The organism is Aeromonas sp. S16(2024), assembly GCF_041403065.1.
Lineage (GTDB): Bacteria > Pseudomonadota > Gammaproteobacteria > Enterobacterales > Aeromonadaceae > Aeromonas.
Genome location: NZ_JBGLQX010000020.1, coordinates 15,307 through 29,560 on the forward strand (window position 1 = coordinate 15,307; position 14,254 = coordinate 29,560).

Annotated in this window: 14 protein-coding genes; 9 read left to right on the forward strand and 5 right to left on the reverse strand. The window is 61.7% G+C overall.

The annotated features are described in order from the left end of the window. The first annotated feature begins 399 nt into the window (after nt 1–399). Nucleotides 400–975 (forward strand): single-stranded DNA-binding protein, encoded by a 576-nt coding sequence (locus ACB030_RS15120; protein WP_005328769.1) that lies wholly within the window; start codon nt 400–402, stop codon nt 973–975. A gap of 150 nt (nt 976–1,125) precedes the next feature. Continuing rightward, nucleotides 1,126–1,896 (forward strand): substrate-binding periplasmic protein, encoded by a 771-nt coding sequence (locus tag ACB030_RS15125; protein ID WP_371160884.1) that lies wholly within the window; start codon nt 1,126–1,128, stop codon nt 1,894–1,896. A 48-nt stretch (nt 1,897–1,944) separates the two neighbouring features. Here ACB030_RS15125 and ACB030_RS15130 read toward each other — a convergent pair whose 3' ends face one another. Further along, nucleotides 1,945–2,067, reverse strand: coding sequence for a hypothetical protein (locus ACB030_RS15130; RefSeq protein ID WP_080675244.1), 123 nt, complete (start codon nt 2,065–2,067; stop codon nt 1,945–1,947). 351 nt (nt 2,068–2,418) lie between these two features. On the opposite strand from ACB030_RS15130, the gene yjbD reads away from it, so the two are divergent. From yjbD to ACB030_RS15145, 3 genes are all read left to right on the forward strand, one after another. Beyond that, nucleotides 2,419–2,703: a DUF3811 domain-containing protein gene (yjbD, locus tag ACB030_RS15135; RefSeq protein ID WP_371160886.1), complete on the forward strand. Its 285-nt coding sequence runs from the start codon at nt 2,419–2,421 to the stop codon at nt 2,701–2,703. Nucleotides 2,704–3,096: 393 nt separating this feature from the next. Further along, on the forward strand, nt 3,097–3,309 hold the full coding sequence (cspA, locus tag ACB030_RS15140) for an RNA chaperone/antiterminator CspA (protein WP_025328559.1): 213 nt from the start codon (nt 3,097–3,099) through the stop codon (nt 3,307–3,309). 306 nt (nt 3,310–3,615) lie between these two features. After that, nucleotides 3,616–5,571 carry a ligand-gated channel protein gene (locus tag ACB030_RS15145; protein WP_371160888.1) on the forward strand — a complete coding sequence of 652 codons (1,956 nt, stop codon included), beginning with the start codon at nt 3,616–3,618 and terminating at the stop codon, nt 5,569–5,571. Between the two features lie 72 nt (nt 5,572–5,643). Here the strand turns inward: ACB030_RS15145 and ACB030_RS15150 are convergent, their stop codons facing one another. Then, complete coding sequence (locus tag ACB030_RS15150) at nt 5,644–7,029, reverse strand: ATP-binding protein (RefSeq protein WP_371160890.1); 1,386 nt, start codon at nt 7,027–7,029, stop codon at nt 5,644–5,646. 7 nt (nt 7,030–7,036) lie between these two features. Further along, nucleotides 7,037–7,759, reverse strand: coding sequence for a response regulator (locus tag ACB030_RS15155; protein ID WP_139744822.1), 723 nt, complete (start codon nt 7,757–7,759; stop codon nt 7,037–7,039). A 199-nt stretch (nt 7,760–7,958) separates the two neighbouring features. Here ACB030_RS15155 and ACB030_RS15160 point away from each other — a divergent pair, with 199 nt between their 5' ends. Continuing rightward, nucleotides 7,959–8,315, forward strand: coding sequence for a hypothetical protein (locus tag ACB030_RS15160; protein ID WP_106885609.1), 357 nt, complete (start codon nt 7,959–7,961; stop codon nt 8,313–8,315). A gap of 272 nt (nt 8,316–8,587) precedes the next feature. Then, nucleotides 8,588–10,582, forward strand: coding sequence for a methyl-accepting chemotaxis protein (locus ACB030_RS15165; protein ID WP_371160893.1), 1,995 nt, complete (start codon nt 8,588–8,590; stop codon nt 10,580–10,582). 62 nt (nt 10,583–10,644) lie between these two features. On the opposite strand, the gene ACB030_RS15170 is transcribed toward ACB030_RS15165, so the two are convergent. Together ACB030_RS15170 and ACB030_RS15175 are read right to left on the reverse strand one after the other, a co-directional pair. Continuing rightward, complete coding sequence (locus tag ACB030_RS15170) at nt 10,645–11,064, reverse strand: hypothetical protein (RefSeq protein ID WP_371160894.1); 420 nt, start codon at nt 11,062–11,064, stop codon at nt 10,645–10,647. Nucleotides 11,065–11,210: 146 nt separating this feature from the next. Further along, nucleotides 11,211–12,212, reverse strand: coding sequence for a diguanylate cyclase domain-containing protein (locus tag ACB030_RS15175; protein ID WP_371160896.1), 1,002 nt, complete (start codon nt 12,210–12,212; stop codon nt 11,211–11,213). Nucleotides 12,213–12,611: 399 nt separating this feature from the next. Between ACB030_RS15175 and glnK the strand changes: the two genes are divergently transcribed. After that, the gene (gene glnK / locus ACB030_RS15180; RefSeq protein ID WP_205643006.1) at nt 12,612–12,950 is read left to right on the forward strand and encodes a P-II family nitrogen regulator; all 339 of its coding nucleotides are present in this window, start codon (nt 12,612–12,614) and stop codon (nt 12,948–12,950) included. 25 nt (nt 12,951–12,975) lie between these two features. Further along, nucleotides 12,976–14,217 carry an ammonium transporter gene (locus ACB030_RS15185; RefSeq protein ID WP_371160899.1) on the forward strand — a complete coding sequence of 414 codons (1,242 nt, stop codon included), beginning with the start codon at nt 12,976–12,978 and terminating at the stop codon, nt 14,215–14,217. The last annotated feature ends 37 nt before the right edge of the window (nt 14,218–14,254 follow it).

Genomic DNA, 14,254 nt, shown 5'->3' on the forward strand with positions numbered 1-14,254 from the left:
CAATTTTTCAACCAATACAAATGACTAGCACACCCCCCCCATTTGGGGGGTTAAGTAGTGCCGACCAGCACCATAGCAGGCCTTGGCCGTCGATGCAGCACTCGGCTCCGTCGTCCCCTTGCTGGTGGGGCCATACCTCGAGTAAGTTACTCGGGAGCCAGCGGCGGGGTTTGGTGCTCGCCGGGACAGGAAGGTGTGCGCTCATCTCCGCCAACTGGTATTATTGCGGGCAAACGCTGCGGCGGATGGCCGATAAACGCGTCGGTTGAATCTGGCACAGCCGTGACATGCGTGAAGATGAGGTCCATCAGTGGCGCACATCTCATTGCAAACAAACGACATATTGAATGGGACCAGGCATTTGGCCTGGCCGGTATACATAAGGGTGGAAGAGAGATTATGGCCAGTCGAGGCATCAACAAAGTCATTCTGATCGGTAACCTGGGGCAAGACCCGGAAGTGCGCTACATGCCGAGCGGCGGTGCCGTGACTAACATCACCCTGGCCACCTCCGACACCTGGCGCGACAAGCAGACCGGTGAGCAGAAAGAACGTACCGAGTGGCACCGTGTGGTCTTCATGGGCAAGCTGGCCGAAGTGGCGGGCGAGTACCTGAAGAAGGGCTCCCAGGTCTATGTCGAAGGCAAGCTGCAGACCCGCAAGTGGCAGGATCAGAGTGGCCAGGAGCGTTACACCACAGAGGTGCTGGTCGACAGCTTCACCGGCGTGATGCAGATGCTGGGTGGCCGTCCGCAAGGCGGCGCCGGCCAGGGCATGGGCGGTCAACAGTCCCAGGGCAACTGGGGCCAGCCGCAACAGGCAGCGCCACAACAAGCGATGCAGCGCCCGGCCGCAGCCCCGCAGCAGAATATGCAGCCACAGGGTGGTTACGGTCGTCCTGCCCAGCAGCCACAGTCTGCACCGCCGGTCTACAACGAGCCGCCGATGGATTTCGACGACGATATCCCGTTCTGATCGACGCCCAGGCCCTGATGACTCAGGGCCTTTTTGTCTGTTTCTGACGCATTCATCCCCTCCCTCATCATGTTGTTGCGACGATCCGCACCTTACCCTCTCCCTGACTTGCGGCTATTCTCGGGACGAGTCACTTCCCCGAGAACCTGCATGAATCACCTTGGTCGCCTGCTGTGCCTCATCTTGCCGGTGTTTGCCGCCCCCCTGATCGCCGAGCCGCTGCGAGTGGGAGTGAGCTTCGCCATTCCTCCCTACGTGATCGCTCACGAGGATCGCGGCATCGAGCTCGATCTCATGCGCGAGGCGTTCGCCGGCAGCGGTCATGAGCCCGAGTTCATCTATCTGCCTTTGGAGCGGACCTTCCGCATGCTGGAGGAAGGCAAGCTGGATGCCATCATCAACATCAAACCCGGCATGTTGAGCCGCACCCACCTCTCCCAGGCGGTGATCACCTTTTACAACCGGGTCTTTACCCTCGACAAGACGGCGTTTAACACCGTGGGGGATCTGAAGACACTGCGAGTCAGCGCCTTCCAGCGGGCCAGGCAGATCCTGGGAAAGGAGTTCGCCGATTTGGTCGATCAGAACCCTGACTATGAGGAGGTGGCGAGGCAGGAGGGTCAGGTGCAGAAGTTGTTGCTGGGGCGCATGGATGCCGTGATCCTGGAGCAGAGGGTATTTTACTACTACATGACGCAACTGCTCGGGCAAGCAGAGGGCAGCGCGCGCTATCCCTACGAGCGGGTCAGACAGCATGATATCTTCCCCCCCACCCGGTACCACTTTGCCTTTCGCCAGGCGGCGCAGCAGCAGTGGTTCGATCGCCAGTTGAGCAAGATGAAGGAAGATGGTCGCTATGAGCGGATCTTTGTCGCCTATGGCACGACTTCATCCGACAGAAACATAAAAGCCAGCCCATGACGGACTGGCTTGATACTGGCTCCAGAGGAACAACAGTGTAGTGGAGCGTTACTTCATCGCGCCGCCATTTTTCAGATCAGCTTTCTGACGTTTGGCCTCGCGCTTCTCTTTCAGTGACATCTGCGGTTTTTTCTTGGCATCTTTGCCGTGATGCTGTTCTTTGTTGCTCATCATCAGACTCCAAAAATGTTACCAGGACAGTTGGAATCAAGATTCCAGCATGCCATCCGAATCATAGATCACAGTACGCTAACAGTGACGATCGTGGATCGCACTGGCACCAGCATACCCCCAGCCTCCACCGGGATCCAGCCTCGCCGGACAACGGCACCACACAGGGTACGGACCTCGTCATCCAAGTCCCGACAACCTGGGACAAACCGCCACAACCGGCTCGTATCTGGGCAAAAACCGGCAGGAAAACGCACTCAACTTGCCCTTTTGAGGCCAAGAGGACGATTACATAAGAGTCGGCCTCCGGAGTGTGTTAGGGTGAACCATCACCTGCCGCAGGAGTGCGCCATGAAAAAGCTGGAAATGAAAGATCTTACCGAGGCCGAAAAAGCCGAGATCACCCTGTTGTTGCAGAAGGCCCAGGCCCATGCCGATCACACCCTGACCAATGGGGAACGTAACAAGATCCGTGAAGAAGGGCGCCTGAAAATCGCCGAGGATCGCGCCCAGGCAGCCAAGGCGGCATCCGCGCTGGCACGGGAGAAGGCCAAGGAGCGGGCCAAGAATCAGGTGCTGCCCGAAACCTTCAACTGGGCAGACTCCGTCAGCAACAAGTACCGCAGCAAGCGATAATTTCCGTCTCTCATGTCCGGATACCTGTGCTGCCATCCGGACATGAGCCTGCATACTTCCCTTTTCCATACCGGAAATTGATAGATAACCTTCTGGTATAAAACGATTTTATCAAGATAAAACCCTAACACCTCCTCGTCGGGCCGGAATTAATACCAAGATAAAGATTGCCATGACGGAGTGAGCGTGTTCTAATCGATTTCGATGGTTCGGTAGTTCAGACCTGATTATGTTAGGCAGTCATTTTAAAGCAGTGATTTGTGCATAGAGTTGTCCCAGATGATTCTCGCCAAATAATTCTCCTTCTTTAGTGCTCCCCATACGTATTGCTGACGAAAAATCATGGATTGCTACACAAGTAGCGTTTCAACATCACTATTCAAGGAAATTATTATGTCTAACAAAATGACTGGTACCGTAAAATTCTTCAACGCTGAGAAAGGTTTTGGCTTCATCTCCCCGGCTGACGGTGGCAAAGACGTGTTCGTACACTTCTCCGCTATCCAGTCCACCAGCTTCAAAACCCTGGACGAAGGTCAGCGCGTTGAGTTCACCATCGAGCAAGGCCAGAAAGGCCCGGCTGCTGCCAACGTAGTTGGTCTGTAATTCAAGCCAGGAAGCCTTTTCGTCAATCGGAAAGTCCTTCTGCAAGAATTGAAAAAACCCGCCTAGGCGGGTTTTTTGTTATCTGGATTCCCGTCATTACCTCTCTCCCCCGCCAGAACTGCCCCTTCCCTCGAATAAAACACAAATGATAACCAATATCAATTGCATTTGATTCTTATTTGCCTAGAATGCCTGTCGACAAATGTCATCCATTTGAGGCTCAGCTCCGCCGTCCCAGTGCGACACCAAGATCCCGGGACTCAGTGGCGGGTTGAGAAACTTTCCTTCCCAGGAGTTCAGGTTTTCATGACTAGCATCCCCATTACCCCTCTCGCCACCCTGATCGTCGCCGCACTGGCCAGCCAGGCCCACGCCAGCCAGAACGAAGTCATGGTGATCACCGCCTCGGGTTTCCAGCAGAAGATCGAAGACTCTGCCGCCTCCATCTCGGTCGTGACCCGGGAACAGCTGGAGAAGCGCGCCTACCGTGACGTGACCGACGCCCTGAAAGACGTACCCGGGGTGGTGATCACCGGGGGCGGCAGCAGCAGCGACATCAGCATCCGCGGCATGGGAGCCAAGTACACGCTGATGCTGGTGGACGGCAAGCGGGTCGACAGCCGTGGCACCCGCCCCAACAGCGACGGCCCCGGCATAGAGCAGGGCTGGTTGCCGCCGCTGCAAGCCATAGAGCGGATCGAGGTGGTGCGTGGCCCCATGTCCTCCCGCTATGGCTCGGATGCCATGGGGGGCGTCATCAACGTCATCACCCGCAAGAGCACCAGCATGACGGCATGGCAGGGGTCGGTGCATGCCGACAGCACCTTCCAGGAGAACAAGGCCTCCGGTGATCTCTTCCAGACCGATGCCTACACCGCCGGCGCCCTGGTGGACGGGCTGCTTGGGATGCGCCTGAACGGCCAGCTCTCCTATCGCGGCGAGGATCAGTTCGAGAATGGCTTCGCCGAGCAGGAGATGCGCAGCGGCACCGCAGTGTTCAGCCTGACCCCGGACGAACACAACAGCTTCGACGTCGAAGTGAGCCGCGGCCTGCAAGACAGGGATCGCACGCCGGGTGAGTCCATTTCAGCCAAGGCCAAACCGAACCTGAGCACCTACGAGCGCACCAACTACGCCATCACCCATGACGGCCGCTACGACTTCGGCTCCTCCACCAGCTATCTGCAACGGGAAGAGAGCACCAATCCGGGTCGGCAGATGAAGATGATCAACACCATAGCCGACACCCATACCCAGATCATCCTGGGGGATCACTACCTCAGCGTCGGCGGCCAATACCGCTACGAGGATCTGCAGGATCAGGGCAACCAGCTGAATGTGGCCCATCGCACCGACCAGCTGACCCGCTGGAGCTGGGCCCTGTTCGTCGAGGACGAGTGGGCCCTGACCGACAGCTTCGCCCTCACAGGCGGCGTGCGCATGGACAGGGATCAGAACTACGGCAGCCACTGGAGTCCGCGTCTCTACGGGGTCTGGCACCCCGCCGAATTCTGGACCCTGAAGGGCGGCGTCTCCACCGGCTACCGCTCCCCCGATCTGCGCATGTCTGCGGCCAACTGGGGTCAGGCCACCGGCGGCGGCACCCAGGATGGCATGTTGGTCGGCAGTCCGGCCCTTCAGCCGGAGAAGAGCGTCAGCGAGGAAATAGCCCTGTTGTGGGATGGCCAACAGGGGCTCAACGCCGGGCTGACTCTGTTCAATACCGACTTCAAGGACAAGATTGCCGAGACCCGTCGCTGCACCAGCAAGCAGGATCCCGCCTGCACCCTGAACGGTCACACCTATGACTTCATCAGCGATCGCATCAACGTCGACGAGGCCAACATGCGCGGGGTGGAGGGCACGGCCAACTGGGCCATCAACCCCCAGTGGTCCCTGGCCTCCAGCTACACCTTCACCCAGTCCGAGCAGAAGAGCGGCCCCATGGCGGGCCTGGCACTGAACCAGATGCCGCGCCACATGTTCAACACCACGGTCGACTGGCAGACCAGCGAGGCGGTCGGCCTCTGGTCTCGGGTCAACTTCCGCAGCAAGACCTCGGACTACCTGAGCCGGGTCAAGATGGCCGAGGGCACCCCCTCCTACACCTTCTTCGACACCGGCCTGGTCTACAAGGCCAATCAGGCGCTGAGCGTCACCGCCGGCATCTACAACCTGCTGGACAAGAAGGTAGACTACGCCAGCTACGGCACCGTGCTGGATGGACGCCGCTACAACCTGGGGCTGACCTACCAGTTCTGATCCTCTCGGGTGCGAGAAACGCAAAAGGCCCGCCGAGTGCGGGCCTTTTCATGGGCGACGGGAGGGGAACTATCAGCGCGGCAGGCTGATCCTGGCCTCCAGGCCGCCCTCGGCACGGTTGTGCAGGGTCAGCTCGCCGCCGTGCTGATGCACCAGGGTGCGGGCGATGGCGAGCCCCAGCCCCACACTGCCCGACTCTGTGTTGCGGGCCTCGTCGAGGCGCACGAAGGGCTTGAACACCTCCTCCAGCTGGCCCGGGGCTATGCCGGGCCCCCGATCGCAGACCAGGATCAGCAGCTCGGATTCGGTTCGCTCCAGGGACACCTCGGCCCCGCCCGCGTACTTGATGGCGTTGCCGATGAGGTTTTGCAGCACCCGGCGCAGGGTATTGGCACGGCAGGCGTAGACCTGCTTGCCCTCGGCCAGGCAGATGACGGGCTGGCCGGTATCCGCATAGTCATCGCACAGGCTCTCCAGCAGGCTGACCAGATCCAGCTCCCGGGTCGCCTCCTGCTGCCCCTCTTCCCGGGCGAAGCTCAGGGTCGCCGCCAGCATCTGCTCCATCTGTTGCAGGGTCTGCTGGAATCGCTCCTTGTCCTCGCCGTCTGCCAGAAATTCGCTGCGCAGCCGCAGGCTGGTGATGGGGGTGCGCAGGTCATGGGAGATGGCGGCCAGCATCCGGGTCCTGTCCTGCACGAAGCGATCGAGCCGGGTGTGCATGCGGTTGAAGGCCTGGATGGACTCGCGGATCTCGGTGGGCCCCTCCTCGCGCAGGGGCTCTATGTCCTCCCCGCGCCCCAGCCTGTCGGCGTTGGCGGCCAGCTGCTTGAGGGGCAGGGTCGCCCGGCGGAACAACCAGATCATCAGGCCTATCACCAGGCTCGCCACCAGCAGCAGGTTGAGGGTGGTCTGCCAGGACCAGCTTACCGCCTCCTTGTCCACCAGGGAGCTGAACTGCAGCCAGCCCCCGTTGGGCAGCTGGATGGAGCCATAGAGCCGCATGTCCTGGGGTGGCGGCATGCCGTTGCGATCCTTCATCATGCGGTTGTGGTGCTGCCAGGCCCGGCTGCGCTGTATGTCCTGCTTCAGCTCGGCGCTGATCTCCACCGACAGGGACGACGGATACCCGAGCTTGGCCCGCACCAGCTTCTCGAAGCGGGGGCTGCGGTTGTCCGGTTGCAGCGGCTCGTCGGCGAGGCGCAGCAGCAGGGTCTCGCTGCGGCTCGCCTTGAGGATCTCGTGATAGAGGGAGGGGGGGGAGAGGGAGAGCAGCCGCACCACAGAGATGATCCGCTGCATGGCGTTGCGGCTGTTGACGTAGCCGAGCGCCTCCTCCCGATCCGAGCGGTAGATCTGAATGCTGAGCAGCTGGATCAGCACCAGTCCCGCCAGGGCCACCAGCACTATCTGGCCGGTCAGCCCCTTGGGCAGCAGCCTGGCGAAGAAGCCCTTGATCATGCCGGTCTCACTCCTGGGTCACGTCGGCGGCGAACAGATAACCGCCGCCCCAGATGGTCTTGATGAGCTCGGGATTCTTGGGATCCCGCTCCAGCTTGCGCCGCAGCCGGCTCACCAGGGTATCTATGGCGCGATCGAAGGCGACCGCCTCCCTGCCACGGGCCAGATCCAGCAGCTGATCCCGGCTCAGCACCCGCTGGGGCCGCTCCAGAAACACCTTGAGCAGATCGAATTCGGCGGTGGAGAGGCTCATCCCCACCCCCTCCTCGTCCACCAGCTCGCGGCGATTGATGTCGAGCAACCAGCGATCGAAGCGCAGATCCCGGGTCAGGGCCTCGGGGACGGGCTGGCTCTCCGCCTGGGTGCGGCGCATCACCGCCTTGATGCGGGCCAGCAGCTCCCGCGGGTTGAACGGCTTGGCGAGGTAGTCGTCCGCCCCCATCTCCAGGCCTATGATGCGGTCCGTCTCCTCCCCCATGGCGGTGAGCATGATGATGGGCAGGCGGGACTTCACCCTGAGCTCGCGACACAGAGTCAGGCCATCTTCCCCCGGCATCATCAGATCCAGCACCAGCAGATCGAACTCCCGCTCGTCCAGCAGCCGCTTCATCTCCTTGCCATCCCGGGCACAGCTGACACGCATGCCGTGTTGTTCCAGAAAGCGCTTGAGCAGATCGCGGATCTCGCTGTGATCGTCGACCACCAGAATATGAGGGCTGCCTTGGTTCATCATCATCTCTCCGTTATCGAGCTGGGGCGATTATACGAGAATCAATCGGGCGGGTTGTGTCAAAGTGTGCCAGAGCGCCAAGATGCCACACTCTGCTACAAAATAGGCTTCAACTGGCAAAATTCAGACACTTCCACGGTGTTTACTGGATACCAAGGCGAAACAGCCTCTACCCGTATTCATCCGACAGGAGTTACCCATGAAAAAGCTGACCAAGACCCTGCTGACCGCCACCCTGATCCTCGGCCTGCCGCTGGGCGCCTATGCCGCCAGCGAGGCCGTCTCCACCGCCCAGCCGACCCAGGCCACGGCGGCCGGTTGCCCCATGGACGGTTCCGGCATGATGGGCGGCAAGCACCACGGCGGTCGCCACGACAAGATGGCCCGCATGAAGAACATGACCCCGGAACAGATCCAGGCTCACCTGCAACAGCGCTACGACAAGATTGAAGATCCGGCCAAGAAGGCCGAGTTCGTTAAAAACCTCGGCCTGCGTGCCGATGGCATGATCAAGCACGCAGAGGTGATGAAGCAGTTCGCAGAAGCGAACCAGTAAGTCGAGGTCATGAAGCAGTTCGCAGAAGCGAACCAGTAAATCGAAGCAAACCAGCAAGCAAGAAAACGACAGGGTGGCCATGGCCACCCTGTTTTTTTCGTGTCCGCTCAACTGTCCTGTCCTGCGACTGACGCCGCCAGGGCGCCACTTTTCTGCCTCCCTGCACCGGGATATGTGAGCGATAACAAACGTTTCATGTTCGAAATAGCTAATAATGACGGCTCAAACAACAGGATCGGGCAAGGCCCCGGCCACAGTGGACAGGAGTCGTTATGGGGTGGAGTCTGGGCACAATCAAGGGACGATATACAGCGGTCTTCGTGGGATTCATGGCGCTGGTGTGCGCCCTGACGGTGATCGGCATCCAGATCTGGATCAAGCCGGCGCTGCAGAAGGCCGGTGAACAGAATGTGGCGCTGCGGGTCAGCGAGATAGCCACCGACATCCGCGACCAGCTCAACGGGGTGCAGAGCCAGTCCCGCAGCATCACCCAGCTAGTAGCCCAGCTGCCGAGCGAGCAGATAGACGCCTTGCTGCCCGCCCTCATCGATCAATATGGCAACGCCATGGTCTTCGGCGGCGGCATCTGGCCCCTGCCGGAGAAACGGGAGGCGGGCCGCGCCAAGTTCAGCACCTTCTATCACAGGGACGCGGCCAACGCCCTCATCCCCAACACCTACTGGAACTCGGCCGAGGCGCCGAACTACTTCGAGCAACCCTGGCACAAGGCGGGACAGCAGGCCCCTCGCGGCATGTGCGTCTGGGCGGCGGCCTACAAGGACGGTGCCAGCCAGCAGCCGAGAACCAACTGCGCCATGGGGATCTACAAGGACGGGGCCCTCTACGGGGTATCGACCATAGATGTGACCCTGGGTTTCTTCAACGATCTGGTGGCCAGGAAGGAGCAGGAGATCGGCGGCCAGGTGATGATCGTCGAGGCTGACGGCAAGATCCTGAGCAAGAACGCCCGCCTCGGCGGCGATGTGGTGCTCGGCAACCTCTCCGCCCACGCCGACTACCCCTTCGCCGGAGCCATCGCCGGCCTGCTCGGCCAAGACGCGAGCAAGGGCTTGCTGCGCGCCAGCTTCCAGGATCAGGGGGAGGAGCAGACCCTGCTGATGGAGGCCATCGACGGCACTCCCTGGCTGCTCGCCACCGCCCTGCCGACCCGCATCCTGACCCAGGACAGCCGGGACGTGCTCGCCACTTTGGCCAGCATACAGTTGCCCCTGGTGGGGCTGCTGTTCGTGCTCATGGTGCTGGCCATCAGCCAGCTCGGCAGCCGGCTGCAGACCCTCAAGCTCAACATCGACGCCCTCAGCGCTGGCGATGCGGATCTGACGGCCCGCATCCAGGTGAAGGGCCATGACGAGCTGGACAGCATAGCCCTGTCGGTGAACCGCTTCATCGCCTACCTGCAGCAGATGATGGTGCAGGTGACAGACGCCACCGACCTCATCACCCGGGAGCTGGCACAGCTCGATCAGCAGACCGGTCAGGCCCGACGGATCCTGGGGGAACACGCCAGCGAGACGGATCAGGTGGTCACCGCCCTCACCGAGCTCAGCTCCACCGCCGACAGCGTGGCCCAGCACGCCAGCGACTCGGCGAGCTTCACCGAGGCCGCCAATGGCCAGGCCGCCAACTCGCGCAAGGTGGTGGGATCGGCCTCCGCCAGCGTGGTGGCCCTGATCGACGAGGTGGATCTCGCCGCTGCCAAGGTGCTGGAGATGCAGGAGGATGCCAAGCAGATCGGCAGCGTGCTCGGGGTGATAGGCGGCATCGCCGCCCAGACCAACCTGCTGGCGCTCAACGCCGCCATCGAGGCGGCCCGGGCCGGGGAGCAGGGACGCGGCTTCGCCGTGGTGGCCGACGAGGTGCGCGCCCTGGCGGCCCGCACCCAGAACAGCACAGCCGAGGTGGGCAGCATGCTGTCGCGCCTCACCCAGGGGGTGGCCGAGGCCGTGGTCGCCATGGAGCAGACCAAGCGCAGCTGCCAGGCCGCAGCCGACACCACGGGTCAGGTCACCGGCGGGCTCGACAGCATGGCCGACTCCGTGGTGCAGATCCACGATCTCAGCAGCCAGATCGCCACCGCCGCCGAGGAGCAGAGCCGGGTGACCGAGGAGATCAACCGCAACATGGTGAGCATTCGCGACATGTTGAACCTGCTGGTGCAAAACGGCAGCCAGACCGAGCAGAGCGCAGCGTCACTGCTTGGATCCAATCGCCAGTTGCTGGCCCTGGTGCGCCGCTTCAAGGTGTGATGACGAACGCCAGCCAGCAAAAAGGGGCCGAGGGCCCCTTCTTTCATGCACGTCGTTCAGACTCAGGCCTTGGCTTTGTCGGCCAGGTTCAGGGTCTTGACGGTCTCGCCTTCGAACTTGATCACCACGTTCTTCTGGGCCACTTCGGAATCCTTCAGCAGGGACTTGGTGGTCTCGGCCAGCAGCGGAGAGGCCTTGTTCAGGGCGCTCAGATCATAGGTCCACACTTCCAGACCGGCATCGGTCTTGGTGCTGGCCGGGGCGCCCAGCTTGTCCTTGATGGCCTGCTTGTTGGAGCCGCCTTCCTTGATATCCAGGGCCTTCTTGATCGCTTCGTTGGAGGCGGTGTCCATGGCGGTACCGGCCATCTCTTTGGCGGTGCTGGTGACGCTGCTGGTCACGGAATCGGTCAGGGAGTCCATCAGGCCGGCGTGGGCAACCAGAGGCAGGGCGGTCAGGGCAATCAGGAGGCACTTTTTCATTAAGATAGATCTCACAGGAATGAAAGAGCGCGCATCAAACCAGTGAGCTCGATTGGAGTCAAGATGATCCCAAGGTCAAGCCGCATTCGGGGGGGACGCAGGACGATACCCTGGACAGGGCGACCGGGGACGGATAGCGGCTCCCCCTAGCCAGAGAGCTGATCCTTGCCCGCCAGCTTGGCCCGATAGAGCGCCCTGTCCACCCTCGCCATCAAGTGGTTCAGCGGCTCATCCGGCATGGACTCCACCAGACCGAAACTCAGGGTGATGGGCTCCACCCCCTTGACCCTGGCATGGCCCAGTCGCTGTCGCAGCTTTTCGGCGACCACCTGGGCCTCCGCCAGACGGGTGTTGGGCAGCACCAGCATGAACTCGTCGCCCCCCCAGCGGGCCAGCAGATCGATCTCGCGGATGGCGTCGCGCGTCAGGCGCACTATGTCGATCAGAGTCTGATCCCCCACCCCGTGGCCGTGGCGATCGTTGATCTGCTTGAAGTCGTCCACATCCATGGCGATCACGGCGAAGGGCTCCTTGAAGCGCCGGGCGCGCTCATACTCCAGCCTGACGGCCTGCTCCAGCCGATAGCGGCTGGCGGCCCCGGTCAGGGAGTCCGTCTCCGCCAGGCGGCGGTTCTCCTCCACCTGATGTTGCAGCGCCAGGTTGAGCCGCTCCAGCTCGGCGGTGCGCTCCGCCACCTGCTGCTCCAGGGAGCGATTTTGCAGCTCCAGCCGGGCGTAGAGCTCCCGCTGGGCATGAATGTTACGGTGCGCCCCTATCATCCTGGCCACGGACCCGTCGGGGTTGCGCGCTATGATGCGGCCACAATCCTCTATCCAGATGAAGTCGCCGTTGCGGCAGCGACAGCGGTACTCGGCCCTGTAGTCTGGAGCCTGCCCGCTCAGATAGGCATCGAAGCGGGACATCACCCGCGGCAGATCGTCCGGGTGGATGATGTTCTCCCAGGTGAACACTGTGTTGTCGAGGGTGTGCGGCTGATAGCCCAGCATCTGGTACCAACCCGGATTGCGATAGACGAAGCCGGTGTTGGCATTCCAGTCCCAGATCCCGTCGCTGATGACCTCCAGAATGCCGTGTACGGCCGCTTCATTGAGATCCGAGATCCTGATAGTGTCATTGTCCTGCAGCATGGAAACCATCCTTGTTCTGCGACCCCGCGCCACTGCGGGTGACTCGAGTCCGACTGTTGAACATCATTGAAAAATGCGGCCGCCTGCCGGGCCACCCGACGACGACTGCCTGCCTGCAACCCCTGTCATGACAAGGTTATCGGCCGCCTCAGGCTCTCCTGAATAACAGTAGCAGCAGAGCCTCCCGCCAGTTTTGAGCGCCGTCACGCCATTCCCACTTTGTTGGTTCGCCAGATTGCACCAGCGCGGTGCACACCTTTGGCGCAGCCCTGCCCAAATTGGGCGCCTCTCGTCCACCCATCGGGAGGTGATGAAATAAATCATTGAATAAATAGGGAAAAATTGTTGGCGCAATATTTGCCTTTGTCTTGGTGAACCACCAAGGATTGGGGACATTGCATGAAATTAATCACTGCCATCATCAAGCCATTCAAGCTCGATGACGTTCGCGAAGCCATGGCCACCCTCGGCGTCGAGGGGCTGACCGTCTCTGAGGTCAAGGGGTTTGGTCGCCAGAAGGGGCACACCGAGCTCTATCGGGGCGCCGAATACCAGGTGGATTTCCTGCCCAAGGTGAAGCTGGAGATCGCCACCCTGGCCGACAACGTCGAGCAGATCATCGATGCCATCAGCAAGGCCGCCCACACCGGCAAGATAGGTGACGGCAAGATCTTCGTCTACGACCTGCAGGCAGCCGTGCGGATCCGCACCGGCGAGACCGACGCAGACGCCCTTTGATACAACTGGAACCGAGGAATACGACATGGAAGAGTTGATCACATCCGTTAGCGAGCTGCGCTATGCACTCGACACCTTCTACCTGCTGATCTCCGGCGTGCTGGTCATGTGGATGGCCGCCGGGTTCGCCATGCTGGAGGCGGGCCTGGTCCGCGCCAAGAACACCACAGAGATCCTGACCAAGAACATCCTGCTCTATGCCATCGCCTGCGTCATGTACCTGCTGGTTGGCTACAACATCATGTACGTGGACAACGGTGCCGGCGGCTGGCTGCCGAGCTTTGGCAGCCTGATGGGCAGCCAGGCCGAGGATGCGGGCCACTCCCTGCACGCCGACTTCTTCTTCCAGGTGGTGTTCGTGGCGACTGCCACCTCCATCATCTCGGGCGCAGTGGCCGAGCGGATGAAGCTCTGGTCCTTCCTGCTGTTCTGCGTGGTGATGACCGGCTTCATCTACCCCGTTGAAGGCTACTGGAGCTGGGGCGGCGGCTTCCTCAAAGAGGCGGGCTTCTCCGACTTCGCAGGCTCAGGCATAGTCCACATGGCGGGCGCCGCCGCGGCCCTGGCTGCCGTGCTGCTGCTCGGCCCCCGTCGCGGCAAATATGGCAAGCAAGGGGAGATCTACCCCATCCCCGGCTCCAACCTGCCGCTCGCGACCCTGGGCACCCTGATCCTCTGGATGGGCTGGTTCGGCTTCAACGGCGGCTCCCAGCTGGCGCTCTCCAGCGCCGCTGACGCCACCGCCATCGGCACCGTCTTCGTCAACACCAACGCCGCCGCGGCCGCCGGTGTGGTCGGCGCCCTGCTGGTCAGCAAGCTCACCTGGGGCAAGGCGGATCTCACCATGATCCTCAACGGCGCCCTCGGCGGCCTGGTGGCCATCACCGCCGACCCGGCCTCCCCCAGCCCGCTGTTCGCCAGCCTGATCGGCGTCCTGGCCGGTGCCCTGGTGGTCTACGCCATCGTCGCCTTCGATCGCCTGAAGATCGACGATCCGGTCGGCGCCATCTCGGTACACGGGGTGTGCGGCCTGTTCGGCCTGATGGTGGTGCCCTTCTCCAACGCGAGCGCCACCTTCGGTGCCCAGTTGCTGGGTGCCGCCACCATCTTCGGCTGGGTCTTTGCCGTCTCTCTGGTCGTCTGGAGCCTGCTCAAGGCCACCATGGGTCTGCGGGTCAGCGAAGAGGAAGAGATGATGGGCGTGGATGTGCACGAGTGCGGCATCGATGCCTACCCCGAGTTTGTCAGCGTCAAATCCAGCATCTAAGAGCGCCATCTGCTTGTGGGGCCCGGGGGACACCTCG